This window comes from Acinetobacter calcoaceticus (genome assembly GCF_900520355.1).
GTDB classification, from domain to species: Bacteria; Pseudomonadota; Gammaproteobacteria; order Pseudomonadales; family Moraxellaceae; genus Acinetobacter; species Acinetobacter calcoaceticus_C.
The window spans coordinates 3,455,793-3,472,505 of the sequence record NZ_LS999521.1 but is presented as its reverse complement, the minus strand read 5'-3'; the positions used below and the strand labels follow the sequence as shown (position 1 = coordinate 3,472,505).

Below are 16,713 nucleotides of genomic sequence, written 5' to 3'. Positions count from 1 at the left end.
ATAATAATTTCATAGAAAACTTAAGGAAGAAAAGTATGAGAAAAATTGCTTTTGCATTTTTATGCAGTTTAGGAATGACTGTCGTCTACGCTGATAACTGTGATAGTGCCCGTAATACTTATGATGATATTTATTGTACAAATAAAATTTATGCGAGTGCAGATGCAGACCTGAATAAGAATTATCAAGCATTGCGAGTAAAGTTAAATACCGCGCAAAAAAATATTCTTAAGAAATCTCAGCTCGCATGGATACGTCAACGTGATGCTGAGTGTACAGATTCAAATAGGAATAGCGTAGACGTGCAATGTCGTTTACAGACAACGCAGGAAAGAAACCATTGGCTGCAAGAAAGGTTGCGTGAATGCCAAACGGTAGGATGTAAAACCAGTCGCTTAAGTGAATAAATGACGCAATAAAAAAGCCACATTATGAAGTGGCTTTTTTGCATTCACTAATTAGCGAGCACGGTACGTAATACGACCTTTAGTCAAGTCATATGGTGTCATTTCGACTTTTACACTGTCGCCAGTAAGAATACGAATATAGTGTTTACGCATTTTACCAGAAATGTGTGCAATAACTTCGTGACCGTTTTCAAGACGTACACGGAACATCGTATTAGGAAGCGTTTCGGTGACAACGCCTTCGAACTCAATGAGTTCCTCTTTATTGGCCATAGCCTACCTGATGATCAAATTGGGAAGGCGCAAATTATAGTCAATTTATTTAAAAAAAACAAGATAGACATACTTCTACTCAAGCATCTGGTTAAAGTATGACTAATAAAAAAAGATGTAATTTTTTTCACAAAAGAAGTGTAATTCTGTTGTCAGTTCGGTCAATCAACGCTAATCTAAAATCATAGTTATTAGGGACTGTTAATTGCGTAAAAGTCAACGGCCCTAAATATCAATGAAGTATCTACATGGAAGGGCACTGCGTGGGTCAGCTAACAGATGCATCAGTTGTATTACGCTTTGGCTATCAAGCGATTCGTCGTGCGGGATTGCCAACAGAAGAAATATTAACCAAAGCGGGAGTTGCTTTAAATCAGGTTGATACAAATGCACGTACACCGTTAAGTGCACAGTACGCCTTTTGGACTGCTGCTCAGGAAGTCAGTAAAGATCCAGATATCGGTCTGCATTTAGGCGAGCATTTGCCTTTGTATCGTGGTCAGGTCATTGAACATCTATTTATTAGTAGTGATACCTTTGGTGAAGGCCTAAAGCGGGCTTTGGCTTATCAGCGCCTCATTAGTGATGCATTCGATGCGAAACTGGTGATTGAAGAAGGGCGCTGTTATTTAACCAATGGCGAACAGACCGGTGCTGATAATCTTGTTAATCGACATTTCTCTGAATGTGCAATTTCGGGCATCCTTAGATTTTTTAAGTTTATTACCGAAGGTCAATTTCACCCGATTTTTATCGATTTTAACTTCAACGAAGGCGCAGCCGAGGATGAGTATTTCCGCGTATATGGTTGTCCGGTCAGTTTAGGTCAAAAAGAAACGCGTTTATATTTTGATCCAGCTATTCTAGATTTTCAGCTTTGGCAAGCAGAGCCTGAGTTATTGCAATTGCATGAGCAGCTTGCGATTGAAAAACTACAAGAATTAGCGCGTTATGATTTGGTGGGTGAAGTTCGTAGAGCAATTGGTTCAACGCTGGAAAGCGGAGAAACAACTTTAGAGACAGTTGCAGCTCAGTTAAATATTACACCGCGCCGCTTACGTACTCAGCTAAGCGAAGCCAATACCAGTTTTCAGCAAATACTTTCTGACTATCGTTGCCGTTTGGCTAAAAAGCTTTTGGCCAATACCAGTGAGAGTGTTGAACGTATTGTATATTTAACAGGCTTCTCTGAACCAAGTACGTTCTATCGGGCATTCAAACGCTGGACAAATGAGACACCAGTTGAATACCGGAAACGTAAACAGCATCGCTAGATAAGTATAAGTCGAGCAGGCTAAGCTTACTCAGGTAAGTTTAGCCAATGTGGGCCAAGTGGTGGCTGTGGCAAATCAAATTGCTCAGGATAGTTACACTGAATAAAATAAAGACCATCTGGTGGCGCAGTGACTCCTGCCGCCTTACGATCTTGTGCAGCAAACATTGCATCGATATGGTCAACTTCATACATGCCTTGACCAATTTCGAGTAAACATCCAACAATATTGCGAACCATATGGTGTAAAAAGCCATCTGCTTGAATATCTAGAACCAAATAGCGCCCATGTTCAAATAAACGGCAATGTTTTACATGTCGAACAGGCTGATTTGACTGGCAGGCTGCTGCGCGGAAGCTTTCAAAGTTATGAGTCCCTTCAAATTTGCTAGCTGCTTCAATCATCTTTTTCACATCTAACTGTTGATAAATGTGAGTAACCTGTTTATGTAATAGTGCAGGCCGATGAGACGTGTTATATATAATATAGCGGTAACGTCGAGCAGTCGCTTTAAAGCGGGCATGAAAACTTTCATCCATCAGTTTAATCCACTGAATGGAGATATCTTTAGGTAGCTGGCTGTTTGCTCCTCTTAACCATCCCGTTTCTGGACGAATGGCATGCGTATCGAAGTGTGCCACCATATTTGTCGCATGTACTCCTGCATCGGTACGACCAGCACCATGAAGTGCTATAGGTTCATTTGCGACTTTGCTAAGCACACGTTCAATAGTTTCTTGTACGCTGGCAACGCCTGGCTGTTGTGTTTGCCAACCTCGATATTGAACTCCGCTAAATTCAATACCGACTGCATAACGTTGCATAGCTTTACCTCTATTTAATGCAAATTTTCGTTCCAATGGCTGAGCCACTGTTCTGGGGTTGAGTATTTTAAATAGATTTGAAGTGCTTTTGCATAGAGATCTGCATGACTATGTGCATCACTAATGACAATTTTTGCAGTTTTGGTCCACTCACTAATCGCATAGCGTTGATCAATACCACCAAAGGTAACCTGAGTGGTAAGAACTGGAACGCAGCCATGTGTATAGAGCTCATCTAATGTTGCTAGTAACTCTTGATTAACGGCTATGTTTCCAGTACCAAAACCCTGTAATACTAAAAATTGAGGTGGGGCTGGCAGTAAGTTTCGTAATTGCTGAACAAGTTGAGTAGTCGCGATAGGTTGCATCATCCAATTCAAAATTTGAAAAGATGCTGCACGCTCGATTTGCGTATCTTGCACAATCAGCCTATTTTGCTGAGGTGTAAATTCAGACTCAGCTTTAAGGCCGGAAAAAGCGTCAAGTTCAGTCGTATGTGTCTTTAACACAGTTTGTGCATGAAATACTTGATGATGAAAAGCAAGGTAAGTACCCACTGGTAAGCTAATCGCCTGCTCTAATGCAAGATATAAATTATCAATTGCATCAGTAAACTCACGGGTATTATCTCCTTGAATGTTAAGAAGAGGATATTGACTGCCAGTAATAACCACATGACAACTCTGTCCTAAAAAACGAGCTAGAGTCGCAGAAGCATAACTGAGTGTATCTGTACCATGAATAACGACGAAGTGCTGATAGCCTTCGAGTTGGAGCTGTTGTATACGTTGAATAAGACGTAGCCAATCAGGCGCTGTACAAGCGCTGCTATCTACAATATTGGGTGCAGCAAAACAGTCAACCGTTAAGTGAGGCGGTATAACTTTCTCAAGTTGAGGCAAAAACTGGTCATAAGGCATAGGCGCTAAAGGTTCACCTACACAACCAAAAGTACCACCCATATAAAATAAGGCTATTTTTTTCATCTTTTTCAGGCATAAAAGCAGTCATCTTTGACTGCTTATGGTAAAACGATCAGCTTTAAGAAGCTATGCGATTTAGTAGATTTTTCGCACGTTGTTGTTGCTCTGTGTTGAATTTTTGCTCATTACTTGCCAACAAAGCATGAGCGGCTGGGTAAGCACCTAACTTGATGTACTGCTCTGCAAGTTGTAAGTCGAGTTCATTTTCATCTAACTGTTTTAATTCTGGAAAAGCTTGGACAAGTGGGTCGTTGTTTTCAAGACTAAGTTCTGATTCATTTAAATTCGGTTGGTTATCTTCAGACTCTATAGGGTTTAACGAAAACTCAAGGGTTTCAATTGATAACGGCTGAGTTTGAATATTTTCTTCTAAGACGGTTTCTTGAGAGATATTGCTTTGTGAAGCAGTGTCTTTATCTATTGAAAAATCACTAAAATCAAGATCAATGTCTGGCGTAGCGGTTGTATCAATTTTGATTGTTTCAACAGACAATTCAGAGGTAGTCTCAAAAGACTTTTCTGCTTTATTTGGGATAGACTCTAAATCAAATGAAAACTCTAAAGTATTTAAGTCATTTGTTTCACTGTCTGTTTCAGTGCTAATTTTATCTTCAGGTTTAGCAGAATCGACTTCTGTTGTTTTTTGCTCAAATGAGAAATTAAATTCTAGAGGTTCAACTTCAACAACAGGTTCTTGCTTTACAGGTGCATAGTCTTTCTGCAAGTCATCGAAAGAAGCTTCAGAAGAACTTGTTGTTAATTGGTCAAACTGAGCTGTTGTGTCAGGTGTATTTTTTGGTTCTTTATATGTTTGAGCTTGAGGGAAATCGATGGCATCAGATTGTCTTGAAGACTCATATTCTTTTTGTCTAGTTTCTGCTTGAGCCACTATTTTATTTAATGTCAAGCTACGAATATGACTAATCAATTGCGTTATGGCAAATTCATCTTTCTGTGCAATATGAACTTCAAGCAATAATAAATAAAGCTCATGTTGAGTATTATCTTTTTTTAACGCCTGATTCACTTGAGCTTCAGCGGCTGAATATTGCTTTTCTTGAATGAGCTGTTGGATTTTTTGACGTACAGCTTCTGGAACAGGACTGCTCTGTGGAATAGATAGAAGTGTTTCTTCTACCTCATGTGCTTTACTTTTTTCACGGGAGTTTTTACTCGATTTAGAGTTTGCTTTTTTATTGGTTTTTTTATTTAGCATTTTAGGGGAGGTGGCCTCTTGTTTCTGGCTATTCTCGCGTTTTTTTAAAATAACAGCGACCACGAGTAATATGATGAACGGAATCACATATAGCATTACTTTCCCCTTAAAAAATAAATATTTGCAATATAAAGCGAGCTAACTCTGGTTTTAACTTAATGTTTTTGCTTATGAGTTTGCTGCTGTGCTTGTAACTGCTGTTGTAACTCTGCCAAACGTGCATTCAAAAGTTGAATACGCTGGTCTTTTAAACGTAAAGTTTGATTCAGTTTGGTTACATTCCTTTGTAATGTAACGTTTTTTTCTCTTTTTGTCATAACTTTTACTGCTAACTCAGTATTGTTTTGACTTTGTTGTGTGCTCTTTTTAGCACTTCCATGGGTAGAATTTTGGCTGTTTTCAGCCACGATACTCATTTCTGCTTGTTGCAAACGGTATTTAGCTTGGCCAGAAGGTGATTTTTTAGTACGCGTTATTTCTGTTTTTGATTTATTTTGCTGATTTTGAGTGGCAGGAGTATGGGCGAGTTTTAGAGCGATTCCCTGACGTAAACGGTTTACATCGCCTTGAATAAAAGCATGCTGATTTTGTTTTTGAATATCATGCATGACTTTTGCAACTGGCTGTTTGGTTTTCGCTGCAATACGATTAGCAATGCTCCATAAAGACTCATTGTGTTGTACTACATATTTACTTGAAGTTATTGGTCCTCTAGACGGACTTAGGGTTTGTTTCTTTGCAGAATTTTGACTGAGCTTTTTGGATGGAACAGACTTCTTTTGTACTGCTAAATTTTTAACCGACGGTTTTGGTGAATTATTTGCATCTGACTTAGTGAGAGCTTTTGTTTTCGCCTGATCAGGAGTAGGACTTATTGCAATTTGTTGAGCTGCCTGAGCCGAAGATTTTTCGCTAAGTGAGGGAGTTGAATTCGTATTTATCGCGGGGGCAGTCCCAGCGTTGATATTAAGACTTTGTTCACTATTTGAGTTTATTGTAGTTGGGGGCGAAGTTGATGAAGCATATTGGGTACTTTCTGGCAGATTTAAAGCAATATCCTTTTCATTCAGGACAAGCTGAGGTGATAAAGTACTTTCGTTATTTTCGGTCTTTTTTATAGAAGAGGGCTTAATTACAGTTTTGATATGCTGCAAACGAGTTGCAGAGCCTTCACTGATTTTTACAACAATATTGAGTTCAGGATCAATAACAGGGCGGGATGAGGTAATAACAATAACCCCAGAACCTTGTCCATTTTGGCGTGTATAAAAATTAAGATTTCCCGGCGGCTGATGAGTTACGCCCAAAGCACTTAAATCTTCGGGGGTTGCTAAACTGACTTGCAAAGTGGAATTGGGATCAGCTTGCTGGAAGTTCATTTCTGCATATAACAAATCGCCGGGTGCGGACTGAATTTGTATAGGGTCTAATGTAATCGCATAAATAGAAGGCGAAGACATAATGGTGAAAATGGCAATTTTTAATTTGTTATAAACAGTCATCTCAATCCATGACCTAATAAGTCGTAAAGTCGTTCAAAATTATACAATAATGAAATGTAAATAAATTGTAATTTTTTCACAAACCAGTTACGAAAAAGCCGATCTAATGTGATCGGCTTTTTGTTTTGACTGAATAATTCAGACCAAATTATGAGTTCTTATATTCTACTAAGATACGTAACATGCGACGTAAAGGTTCAGCAGCGCCCCAAAGTAATTGGTCACCTACTGTGAATGCGCCTAAATATTCTTTACCCATATTAAGTTTACGCAAACGGCCAACAGGTACAGTTAAAGTACCAGTTACAGCAACAGGTGTAAGGTCAGTCATAGACGCTTCACGAGTGTTTGGTACAACTTTCGCCCATTGGTTTGAAGTACGAATCATATCTTCGATTTCATCAAGTGGGACATCTTTTTTCAACTTGATCGTCAATGCTTGAGAGTGACAACGCATCGCGCCAATACGGACACAGTGACCATCAATTGGAACAATTTGTGAATTACCCAAGATCTTGTTGGTTTCAACCTGACCTTTCCACTCTTCTTTTGACTGACCGCTTTCAAGTTGCTTATCAATGTAAGGAATCAACGATCCAGCTAATGGCACACCAAAGTTAGCAGATGGGAAACCTTCACCACGTTGTAACTCAGCAACTTGACGATCAATATCCAAAATTGCAGATTTAGGATCATCTAACAATGTTTTGGTATTGTTATATAAGTAGCCCATACCAGTAATAAGCTCACGCATGTTTTGTGCGCCAGCGCCTGATGCTGCTTGATAAGTCATAGCAGTCATCCACTCAACCAAATTATTTTGGAAAAGTGAACCTACACCCATCAACATAAGCGATACTGTACAGTTACCGCCAACGAAAGTTTTGGTGCCGTTAACCAAGCCGTCTTTGATAACGTTAAGGTTTACTGGGTCAAGAACGATGATTGCATCATCTGACATACGTAAAGTAGAGGCTGCATCAATCCAGTAGCCATTCCAACCAGTTGCTTTTAACTGTGGGAAAACTTCAGACGTATAGTCACCACCTTGACAGGTAATAATGACATCCATTTGCTTCAGACTATTAATGTCTGTAGCTTCCATAAGTGCTGGGGCAGTCTTACCACCAAATGAAGGAGCTTCACCACCTGCATTACTGGTAGAGAAATAAAATGGCTCAATATGAGCAAAATCATTCTCTTCAACCATACGTTGCATAAGGACGGAACCGACCATCCCGCGCCAACCGACCAGACCTACTTTCATGTCATTTTGCCTCGGTGCGTTAAAATTGTTAGGGGGAGTTGAGTGTATCAAAAGTGTCCACAACTGCAAGCGTTACAGAAAGAAAACACCATGTTTATTGAGTAGAATATCTTGTTTATGTTACATACAAAATTGATAAAGATGACAAAAAATTTAAAAATCAAATCATCTTAAAAGAGAAAATTCAATGATTTATATCGAAGTTTTAGCTGGTCTGGTGATTTGGTTAAGTTTCTGGTCACTTATTCCTCGTGATGAGTGGTGGTTTCGAGGCGCCGATTTCCCCCGTTTGCAGATTTTATTTGTTGGACTATTAGCCTTTGTGGGCATGCTGTTTTGGCCTACCGAATGGAATCTATGGCGTGAAATATTGCTTGCTGTGCTCATCGCTGCCATCGCCTATCAGCTTAAAATGGTTTTGCCTTATACCTTGCTCTGGAAAAAACAGGTTAAACAGGTGAGACGGTCTCAATTAGATCCTCAAAAGCAGATCTCATTGATTGTATCTAACGTTCTAACCCCTAATGATAAATATCATTTACTTCTTGAACAGGTTCAGACATTACAGCCTGATTTACTGCTTACCTTAGAAAGTGACAAGATATGGGAAAATGCTTTAAACGGAATTGAACAAAACTACCCGTATCGTGTTCCTGTGCCTTTAGATAATTTATATGGAATGCATTTATATAGCCGTTTACCTTTATCTAATACTGAAGTTAAATTTATTTTAAGTGATGAAATTCCTTCGATTCACACCACTGTAACGCTGCGTTCAGGAATGTCAGTTCAACTCTATTGTTTGCACCCAAAGCCACCGAGCCCAACTGAAGCGAAAGATTCGACTTTACGAGATGCCGAACTTTTAATTGTTGGGGATCAGATTAAAGACTTAGATGAAAGCTGTATTGTGATGGGGGATTTAAATGATGTAGCGTGGTCACGTACTACACGTTTATTTCAGCGGATTAGCGGATTACTTGACCCACGGGTTGGCCGACATTTCATTAATACTTTTCATGCAGATTATCCATTACTGCGTTGGTCTTTAGACCATATTTTTCATAGTACAGACTTTGGTTTAGTTAAAATGCAACGTTTGCCACATATTGGATCTGATCATTTTCCTGTGTATGTCGTTTTGCAGACCGGTCGGATATTTGAACAAGTTCAAGAAGAATTGGAACAAACTCAAACCGATGAAGAAGAGGCTCAAACCGCTATACAAGAAGGAATTGCAAAGGCTGAAAAAGAAGAGAAAATAGTGACTGATGAAATCGCACAGCCTTATAAAGAGAAAAGTATATGAAAATGAAATGTAAGCAATATCGTACAAAGATTTGAGTCTAGGGCGAATAGGCAGATGGTTATAAAAAACGTATTCTACATTCATCGGCACACGGAAACGGGAATGGACGATCCCACGTAAGGATACATTAAGCTGATATGGAATAGCATCACGGATCAGATGTTGGAACGGAAACGATAAAAATAACGATTAACCTGAAAGCACAACCTCATTTACCCGAGTTTTGCAGGACGCAGAACTCGGGTTATGCTTTTTTAAATATCAAGAAAATAAACAGCTATGTATTTATCAAACTTTCAAGAGTTCAAAATTTATATTGTTAATTTAACTGATTTAGCGCGTGATGCCTTACATATCTATGCCGGCTTAGCTGTATTTTTTATAGTTGCCTTTTTTCATCATCGTCAATTGAAATCGTCTTGGGCAATATGGGCAACTATTATTATTGCTATTGGTGCAGAGTTGTTTGATGCCCGTGATGATCTGATAAATTACGGTTATTGGCGAGTTGGCGCAAGTGTACACGATATTATCAATACGGTTTTTTGGCCCTTCATAATTTGGCTTATGGTTAGATTTAAAATATTTAAAGGGTAGGTTGTAGCTTTTATAGCTGAGACGGAAAGAGATTCATTCTATATTTTTCGGCATAAGTTAACTGCATTTACCTGAGCCTTTCATAAAGTGAATTCTAGACATTGTTTATTGAATAGATAGTCACAAGTTATTGTAATTTTTGTTCTTTTTAAGAAATATTTAATTTTTAAAACTTTTTAACTACGCATATCAATAGTAAGTTTTTCTAATACTTTGGCTGTTTTTTTAGGAAGAGATACAATTTTTATTCTGTTTAAGTAATTGTTTTTTTAGTTTTTTTATCTATCAGCATGGTATTTGTTTTATTTAGATATAAATTGGGGTTGTTTAATTGGCAAATCTCAATAGAATGTGCCGATCGTTGACATGTTGGATCGTCAACAGGCATTGTTGTTTATCTCGCCGGAGCGGCGAGCTGTGATTTGTTTGTGCATTTAAGTTTCTGTTTGGAAATTACTGTACATATTGAGGTTTCACTCTTAGCTAGTGGTCTTCTCCCTCTCATATTTGATACTTTGCGGTGCATAAGGATTGTCTTATGAAGAATTTTAAATTTAGCCTTGCTTGGCAAATTTTAATTGCTTTAATCCTAGGGATAGTTGTCGGGGCTGTTTTACATAACCAGCCTGAAATCAAAGATAGTATTGTGAATAATTTTCTTGCTCCATTGGGTAAGATTTTTATTAGCTTGATTAAAATGATTGTTATTCCAATCGTTTTCTCAACCTTAATTTTAGGTATTGCCGGTGTTGGCAGTACGAAAAGTTTAGGACGACTTGGTTTTAAAACCATTCTCTATTTTGAAATTATTACGACTATTGCTATTTTGGTTGGCTTGGTTGCAGCAAATATTTTCCACCCAGGCTCAGGCATTGATATGTCTCAGTTGGTGCAGTCAGATATTTCTCAATACAAGCATACAACTGAAGAAGTTCAGTCTCAGTCACATGGTCTTATTCAAACAATATTATCGCTTATCCCAACGAACATTATTAGTTCAATGGCGCATGGCGAAATGTTACCTGTGATTTTCTTTGCTGTGTTATTTGGTGTGGGGTTATCTTCATTACCAGCAACCACTAAAGACCCATTGTTGAATGTGTTTCATGCAGTTTCAGAAACAATGTTCCGCGTAACGCATATCATCATGAAGTATGCGCCTGTGGGTGTATTCGGCCTGATAGCAGTAACCGTTGCAAACTTTGGTTTCGCTTCACTTATTCCTTTGGGCAAGTTAGTCGTATTGGTATATAGTGCGATTTTGTTCTTTGCTTTAGTGGTACTTGGTTTAACTGCAAAAATGTTCGGAATTAATATCTTTATCTTACTTAAGATTTTAAAAGATGAATTGATTTTGGCATTTTCAACTGCAAGTTCAGAAACAGTTTTACCGCGTATTATGCAAAAGATGGAAGCTTATGGCGCGCCTAAAGCAATTTCTAGTTTTGTTATTCCAACAGGTTATTCATTTAACCTTGATGGTTCTACGCTTTACCAAAGTATCGCAGCAATCTTTATTGCACAGCTTTACGGTATCGAAATGTCAATTAGCCAACAAGTCATTTTAGTTGTAACTTTAATGATTACTTCTAAAGGTATTGCGGGTGTTCCTGGCGTATCATTTGTTGTGTTACTTGCCACATTAGGTAGTGTTGGTATTCCTGTAGAAGGCTTGGCATTTATTGCAGGTGTTGACCGTATCATGGATATGGCACGTACAGCGTTGAACGTTGTAGGTAATGCACTTGCAGTACTTGTAATTAGTAAATGGGAAAAACAATACGACTCTGAAAAAGCAGCAGCTTATGAAGCATCGTTTAAATAAACCAGACTTTTTCTAGTTGTAATAAAAACCCGCGTTGATCGCGGGTTTTTTTATGGAGTCATTTTAGTACTGACTCATATAGAGCTAGTGTCTGATCACACATGTCTTTCAAGCTAAACATAGTAACGGGGTCAACGGCTTGAGGCTGCTCAATATGTTTTTTCACTGTTTCCAGTAAAGCCGTTTCATTTTCTACTTCAACAAGACCTTGTGGATAGACATTAGATAAAATCTCGGCAACACCTCCACGGTTCCAGCCAATGACTGGTGTACCTACTGAGAGCGCTTCTAAGGCTGTTCTACCAAATGTTTCAGCTTGATTAGATAGTGATAAGACAATATCGCTAAAAGCGAGCCATTCACGTATATCTGAGCGATGTCCTACGAAGGTAATTTTATCTGCAAGTCCTTTACTTTGAATGGTGCTTTGCAGCTCATTTAAATAGGCCTGTTTTTTTGTATCAGCACCGCCGACCACAACCGCATGTAGTTGAGGATATTGTTCACCTAGTTTTTGCATAAGTTCAATTAAGCTTTCATGGCCTTTTAAACGTGTAATACGGCCAGGTAAGCAAAGTAAAAATTTATTTTCGAGTTCAGGAAAGTCATTAAAAACTTGATTAAACCATTGTGCTGGAGGGTGATAGTTATGCGGAAAAGCAGCTGGGTCAATCCCTCGATAAATGCGAACAATATCTTGGGGAGGGCAGTTTTTATAATGGTCAGTGATGTATTTAACCACGCTGTCAGAAACAGCAATGACTTTCTCGGCTTGAGTCATAATTGCGCTATAACGATTGACTGAGTAGAAGCCATGCACCGTGCTAATGAGATGAGGGCGTTTATTTTTAGGTATTTTTCTTAAAGCAAAATAAGTTAACCATGCAGGTACACGAGAACGGACATGAACAATGTTGGGCTGATGCTGTTCAATAAGCTGGCGTAAAGGCCGGATCTGCCACAGGCTTGAAAGTGACTTTTTATGAATCGGTAGTGTTAGGTGAGTAGAACCTTCAGCTTCGAGCTGTGAAACTAAGCGCCCGCCATTGGACACAACAATAGACTGATGGCCTTGTGCAACAAGCGCACGTGCGATTTCAAGTGTGCCGCGTTCTACGCCACCGCTGTTGAGTTCTGGGAGAAGTTGCATCACTTTCATTATTTTTGCCTTTAGGTTGTAGCAAAGCGGAGTCTTGCAGTTTATTCATTCAATATTTGGAGTTTACTCCTTACTTTTGTTTTGGCAAAAGTAACAAAACCATTTGTTGGACTAACGACACATCCGTGATGTCGTAGTCCAACGGGCGACATCCTTGTCGCCTTCGCACGATAGTACATACTGGATATTATTTAGATGTTTATTACTACCGTGCGGCCGTTACTGAGGATTATTAATAGATTTCTTCATATCCTTCAGGACGTGTTTTAAAGCGACGGTGGAACCACATATATTGAGTTGGTGCGATTCTAAGTTGATTTTCAATAATTTTATTGACGCGTGTTGCATCATCAACTTCATCTTCACTTGGCATATTGTCGACCGCAGGTTCAATCAGAACATGATATTTCGGGTTCTTAAGGTCTCCATGGCGGTAGAAATATAAAGGTACAGCAACTGCTTTTGAGATTTTCAATAAGCGGCGGTGTGCAGTGACTGTGGCTGCTGGTACACCAAAGAAAGGTGCCATCACGCCTTGTTTGAGCCCAAAGTCTTGATCTGGGCTATACCAAATTGCATCGCCATCTTTAAGGTGACGAATTAAACCACGCATATCGTCATGATCGATTTGTGCTTTATAAATTGTGCCACGGCAACGATAAATCAGCATGTCGAGTAAGGGGTTGTTTTGAGGGCGATAGACAACATCAGGTTCAAAATATTGAGCACAAAGATAGCCGCCTGCATCAAGAAGCGTGCTATGAGTGCCTAGTAATAAAACACCTTTACCCTGAGCTTGAGCATTTGTAATATGTTCTAAACCTTCAATAGTAACTCGGTTTTTGAACCAATCAGGTTTATACCAAGCATTTAATGTTTCAAACACGCCTAGCATCATGTCGACAAAAACTTGTTGCGCTTGTTGCTGAACTTTATCGGCAGACCATTCAGGAAAGCAGACTTCTAAATTACGAATAGTTGTTTTACGGCGTGATTTTAAATATTTCCAAGCCAGATTCGCTACACCATGCGCCAGACGCCATTGTATGGCCCACGGTAAAATAGCCAAAAGCATTAAAAAAACAATAGCAATCCAAACACCCCAATATTTAGGCAATAAAAAGGACCATTGAAACTCACCGGGCGTATAAGGCTGCTTTTGGCTCATAACGATAAAAAGATTTCAAAAAGTTAAAACTGGCAAAAGTGTATCACGAACTGAATTTATCGTCGTAATACACTGTTCAATTGAGTGTTAAGAGAGGATGAAATAAGAAGGCTGGGTTATCGGCGATTTTCTAAAAGAATTTTAACAGCGAGGCCGGCCAATACAGTTCCCATGAGCCAGCGTTGTATATTTGCCCAAAGAGGCTTTTGTTGTAGAAAAAGTGCAATGCTACCTGCAGAAAGTACAATAAGAGCATTTACTGAAACGCTTACAAAAATTTGAATTGTACCAAGTTGAATTGATTGCCATAAAATACTGCCTTGTTGGGGGTGAATAAACTGTGGCAGTAAAGATAAATACATAATGGCAATTTTAGGATTAAGCAAGTTGGTCGCAAAACCCATTAAAAAAAGTTTAGCTGGGGAATCTACTGATAAATCTTTTAGATTAAAAATAGGGGCGGCATTTGGTCGTAGTGCTTTCCATGCAAGCCAAAGTAAATAAATTGCACCAGCAATCCGAATGGTGTCATAAGCGTAGGGAACAGCGACAATTAACGCCGTAATACCAAAAGATGCGCAAAGCATATAAAAGATAAAACCTACAGCTACGCCGCCTAAAGAGATAAATCCTGCTGTTTTCCCTTGGCAAATTGAGCGGGAAATCAGGTAAATCATATTGGGGCCAGGAGTGAGTACCATCGCCAAACAAATTAGTCCAAATGCCAAAATTTGAGAAAGCTCCAGCATGCGAAAACACTCCAATATTATTATGTTGTTAGGTATAGCATAATTATTTTTATAAATCTTATATTCAAGTCTAAGGCTATTTTTAAAATACTGAAAATAGAAAAGATATAATCGATTACCATTATGTGATGTATAGGATTTGATTTTTAAAAAGCTTATATTCGCAATATAAAAAAGCCCCCTAAATTTAAGGAGGCTCTTTTTACGTTCTTTTTAGGAAAGTAAAGCTGATTAGTTTCCTTTACTCATTTGTTCAAGTACGTCCCAGCGTTCCAATTTTTCAAGTAATAACTCGTCAATTTCCGTAAGACGTTGGCTTGCTTTTGTTGCTGCATCAGCATTACTCACAAACCATGAACCATCAGCTAATTTATTTGAAAGTTCAGCTTGTTCAGTTTCCAGCTTTTCAATTTCAGCGGGTAATTGTTCAAGTTCACGCTGATCTTTATAACTAAGTTTGACTTTTTTAACACTGTTCTGAGCTGCGGCTTTTTCAGCTTCAGCTTTTGCCTGAGCTTTTTTTACATCAGATTTCTGATCTACAACTTTATCATCTGGACGCTGTTGTAAATAATCTTGATAGCCACCGATGTACTCTGCAATGTTACCTTTACCATCAAATACCCACGTCGACGTTACCACGTTGTCCATAAAGGCACGGTCATGGCTAATGAGAAGCAAGGTTCCTTTGTAATCGGATAACATTTCTTCGAGAAGCTCGAGTGTAACCATGTCTAAATCATTGGTTGGCTCATCCATTACAATCAGATTGGACGGTTTGAGCAACAATTTAGCCAGTAAGATACGATTTCGTTCACCACCAGAAAGTGCTTTTACTGGAGTACGGGCACGTTCAGGTGAAAATAGGAAGTCTTGAAGGTAGCTGTAAATATGACGACGGTTACCATTCACATCAACAAAATCAGAGCCTTCTGAAACGTTGGCCATGACTGTTTTTTCAAGGTCTAAGGCATTACGCAATTGGTCAAAATAAGCAACTTCCAACTGGGTGCCTGTTTTAACTGAACCACCATGTTCGATTGTACCTAAAATGGCTTTAATTAATGTCGTTTTACCAACACCGTTATCACCGACTAAACCAATACGGTCACCACGCATGACAAGAGCAGAAAAATCTTTGATCAGTAGATTGTCACCATAAGATACGCTTAAGTTTTCGATATCAAAGACTAATTTACCCGAACGATTGGCGTCTTGAGTCGCCATACTCACTTTGCCTTGTTGTGAGCGACGTGCTTTTGATTCGTCACGCAAAGCTTTTAAAGCACGAACGCGGCCTTCATTACGGGTACGACGAGCCTTAATACCTTGACGAATCCAAGCCTCTTCTTCTGCTAATTTTTTATCAAATAAAGCATTCTGTTTTTCTTCTGCTTCCATTTGCTGAGCTTTAAGCTCTAAATAACGTGAATAGTTGCCTTCATACGTGCGTAAAACGCCACGATCGAGTTCAACAATTCGAGTTGCAATACTATCTACAAAAGAACGGTCATGTGAAATAAACAGAAGCGTTAAATTATTTTGATCGAGTAAGAATTTTTCTAGCCATTCAATACTTTCAACATCTAAATGGTTCGTCGGTTCGTCGAGCAGTAATACGTCTGGTTGTGTCAAAAGAGCGCGCGCTAATAAAACACGGCGTTTACGTCCACCAGATAAGTCTGCTAAGTCTGCATTTGGATCAAGCCCCATTTTACTTAAAAGAGCATTTACCTTGTTCTCTAGTGCCCAGCCGTCTAACTGGTCTAGTTTATGCTGAAGGTTACCCATACGGTCACAGGCTTCCATATCTCCTAGCATACAAGCGTCGGTCGCTTCATGATAAGCCCTGAGTACTTCTGCCGCTTCTCCGGCACCATCTGCCACAATGTCGGCTACTTTGCCTGAGTCCATTGGAACGTCTTGGGCTAACATTGAGACAGTTAAACCATTTTGAATGGAAACTTCACCAGAATCTGGTAATAGGCTTCCCTCGATGAGTTTAAGTAAAGTAGACTTACCTTCACCATTACGCCCAATTAAACAGACTCGTTCGCCACGTTCTAGATTAAAGTTCGCGCCATCGAGCAAGGCAGGTCCGCCAAAAGCAAGTTGGACATCCCTTAGGGTAATATAGGCCATAATGTTTTCCAGAATCTC

15 protein-coding genes are annotated in these 16,713 nt (G+C 39.1%); 5 read left to right on the top strand and 10 right to left on the bottom strand.

Translation table 11 applies throughout. The annotated features are described in order from the left end of the window. The first annotated feature begins 35 nt into the window (after positions 1 to 35). Positions 36 to 407, top strand: coding sequence for a lysozyme inhibitor LprI family protein (locus AC2117_RS16635; protein WP_004640989.1), 372 nt, complete (start codon positions 36 to 38; stop codon positions 405 to 407). A gap of 51 nt (positions 408 to 458) precedes the next feature. Here the strand turns inward: AC2117_RS16635 and infA are convergent, their stop codons facing one another. Then, positions 459 to 680, bottom strand: coding sequence for a translation initiation factor IF-1 (infA, locus tag AC2117_RS16630; RefSeq protein WP_001284370.1), 222 nt, complete (start codon positions 678 to 680; stop codon positions 459 to 461). Positions 681 to 943: 263 nt separating this feature from the next. Between infA and AC2117_RS16625 the strand changes: the two genes are divergently transcribed. Further along, on the top strand, positions 944 to 1,954 hold the full coding sequence (locus AC2117_RS16625; RefSeq protein ID WP_133976418.1) for an AraC family transcriptional regulator: 1,011 nt from the start codon (positions 944 to 946) through the stop codon (positions 1,952 to 1,954). A gap of 26 nt (positions 1,955 to 1,980) precedes the next feature. Here AC2117_RS16625 and truA read toward each other — a convergent pair whose 3' ends face one another. The 5 genes from truA to asd all read right to left on the bottom strand — a co-directional run bounded on the left by truA (position 1,981) and on the right by asd (position 7,746). Beyond that, positions 1,981 to 2,778: a tRNA pseudouridine(38-40) synthase TruA gene (gene truA / locus AC2117_RS16620; protein WP_133975546.1), complete on the bottom strand. Its 798-nt coding sequence runs from the start codon at positions 2,776 to 2,778 to the stop codon at positions 1,981 to 1,983. Positions 2,779 to 2,792: 14 nt separating this feature from the next. Next, complete coding sequence (locus AC2117_RS16615; protein ID WP_133975544.1) at positions 2,793 to 3,764, bottom strand: asparaginase; 972 nt, start codon at positions 3,762 to 3,764, stop codon at positions 2,793 to 2,795. A 55-nt stretch (positions 3,765 to 3,819) separates the two neighbouring features. Further along, positions 3,820 to 5,073, bottom strand: a complete 1,254-nt coding sequence (locus AC2117_RS16610; RefSeq protein ID WP_133975541.1) for a hypothetical protein — start codon at positions 5,071 to 5,073, stop codon at positions 3,820 to 3,822. Between the two features lie 59 nt (positions 5,074 to 5,132). Further along, positions 5,133 to 6,479, bottom strand: a complete 1,347-nt coding sequence (locus AC2117_RS16605; RefSeq protein ID WP_133975539.1) for a FimV family protein — start codon at positions 6,477 to 6,479, stop codon at positions 5,133 to 5,135. A 148-nt stretch (positions 6,480 to 6,627) separates the two neighbouring features. Then, on the bottom strand, positions 6,628 to 7,746 hold the full coding sequence (gene asd / locus AC2117_RS16600; protein WP_042894691.1) for an aspartate-semialdehyde dehydrogenase: 1,119 nt from the start codon (positions 7,744 to 7,746) through the stop codon (positions 6,628 to 6,630). Between the two features lie 187 nt (positions 7,747 to 7,933). On the opposite strand from asd, the gene AC2117_RS16595 reads away from it, so the two are divergent. The 3 genes from AC2117_RS16595 to gltP all read left to right on the top strand — a co-directional run bounded on the left by AC2117_RS16595 (position 7,934) and on the right by gltP (position 11,477). Then, the gene (locus AC2117_RS16595; RefSeq protein WP_133975537.1) at positions 7,934 to 9,055 is read left to right on the top strand and encodes an endonuclease/exonuclease/phosphatase family protein; all 1,122 of its coding nucleotides are present in this window, start codon (positions 7,934 to 7,936) and stop codon (positions 9,053 to 9,055) included. 279 nt (positions 9,056 to 9,334) lie between these two features. After that, a complete protein-coding gene (locus tag AC2117_RS16590; protein ID WP_133975535.1) occupies positions 9,335 to 9,652 on the top strand; it encodes a hypothetical protein in 318 nt (105 codons plus the stop codon). 538 nt (positions 9,653 to 10,190) lie between these two features. Continuing rightward, the gene (gene gltP / locus AC2117_RS16585; RefSeq protein WP_133975534.1) at positions 10,191 to 11,477 is read left to right on the top strand and encodes a glutamate/aspartate:proton symporter GltP; all 1,287 of its coding nucleotides are present in this window, start codon (positions 10,191 to 10,193) and stop codon (positions 11,475 to 11,477) included. 58 nt (positions 11,478 to 11,535) lie between these two features. Here the strand turns inward: gltP and AC2117_RS16580 are convergent, their stop codons facing one another. The 4 genes from AC2117_RS16580 to AC2117_RS16565 form a co-directional block, all read right to left on the bottom strand. Further along, positions 11,536 to 12,636, bottom strand: coding sequence for a glycosyltransferase family 4 protein (locus AC2117_RS16580; protein ID WP_133975532.1), 1,101 nt, complete (start codon positions 12,634 to 12,636; stop codon positions 11,536 to 11,538). Positions 12,637 to 12,868: 232 nt separating this feature from the next. Next, positions 12,869 to 13,804 carry an LpxL/LpxP family Kdo(2)-lipid IV(A) lauroyl/palmitoleoyl acyltransferase gene (gene lpxL, locus AC2117_RS16575; RefSeq protein WP_133975530.1) on the bottom strand — a complete coding sequence of 312 codons (936 nt, stop codon included), beginning with the start codon at positions 13,802 to 13,804 and terminating at the stop codon, positions 12,869 to 12,871. A gap of 116 nt (positions 13,805 to 13,920) precedes the next feature. Then, on the bottom strand, positions 13,921 to 14,553 hold the full coding sequence (locus AC2117_RS16570) for a LysE family translocator (RefSeq protein WP_133975528.1): 633 nt from the start codon (positions 14,551 to 14,553) through the stop codon (positions 13,921 to 13,923). 231 nt (positions 14,554 to 14,784) lie between these two features. Next, positions 14,785 to 16,695, bottom strand: a complete 1,911-nt coding sequence (locus tag AC2117_RS16565) for an ATP-binding cassette domain-containing protein (RefSeq protein WP_133975526.1) — start codon at positions 16,693 to 16,695, stop codon at positions 14,785 to 14,787. Positions 16,696 to 16,713 lie beyond the last annotated feature (18 nt).

Coding starts and splice junctions, on each gene's coding strand:
- AC2117_RS16635 (WP_004640989.1), top strand. CDS start 36: ATGAGAAAAATTGCTTTTGCATTTTTATGCAGTTTAGGAATGACTGTC.
- infA (WP_001284370.1), bottom strand. CDS start 680: ATGGCCAATAAAGAGGAACTCATTGAGTTCGAAGGCGTTGTCACCGAA.
- truA (WP_133975546.1), bottom strand. CDS start 2,778: ATGCAACGTTATGCAGTCGGTATTGAATTTAGCGGAGTTCAATATCGA.
- AC2117_RS16615 (WP_133975544.1), bottom strand. CDS start 3,764: ATGAAAAAAATAGCCTTATTTTATATGGGTGGTACTTTTGGTTGTGTA.
- AC2117_RS16610 (WP_133975541.1), bottom strand. CDS start 5,073: ATGCTATATGTGATTCCGTTCATCATATTACTCGTGGTCGCTGTTATT.
- AC2117_RS16605 (WP_133975539.1), bottom strand. CDS start 6,479: ATGACTGTTTATAACAAATTAAAAATTGCCATTTTCACCATTATGTCT.
- asd (WP_042894691.1), bottom strand. CDS start 7,746: ATGAAAGTAGGTCTGGTCGGTTGGCGCGGGATGGTCGGTTCCGTCCTT.
- AC2117_RS16595 (WP_133975537.1), top strand. CDS start 7,934: ATGATTTATATCGAAGTTTTAGCTGGTCTGGTGATTTGGTTAAGTTTC.
- AC2117_RS16590 (WP_133975535.1), top strand. CDS start 9,335: ATGTATTTATCAAACTTTCAAGAGTTCAAAATTTATATTGTTAATTTA.
- gltP (WP_133975534.1), top strand. CDS start 10,191: ATGAAGAATTTTAAATTTAGCCTTGCTTGGCAAATTTTAATTGCTTTA.
- AC2117_RS16580 (WP_133975532.1), bottom strand. CDS start 12,636: ATGAAAGTGATGCAACTTCTCCCAGAACTCAACAGCGGTGGCGTAGAA.
- lpxL (WP_133975530.1), bottom strand. CDS start 13,804: ATGAGCCAAAAGCAGCCTTATACGCCCGGTGAGTTTCAATGGTCCTTT.
- AC2117_RS16570 (WP_133975528.1), bottom strand. CDS start 14,553: ATGCTGGAGCTTTCTCAAATTTTGGCATTTGGACTAATTTGTTTGGCG.
- AC2117_RS16565 (WP_133975526.1), bottom strand. CDS start 16,695: ATGGCCTATATTACCCTAAGGGATGTCCAACTTGCTTTTGGCGGACCT.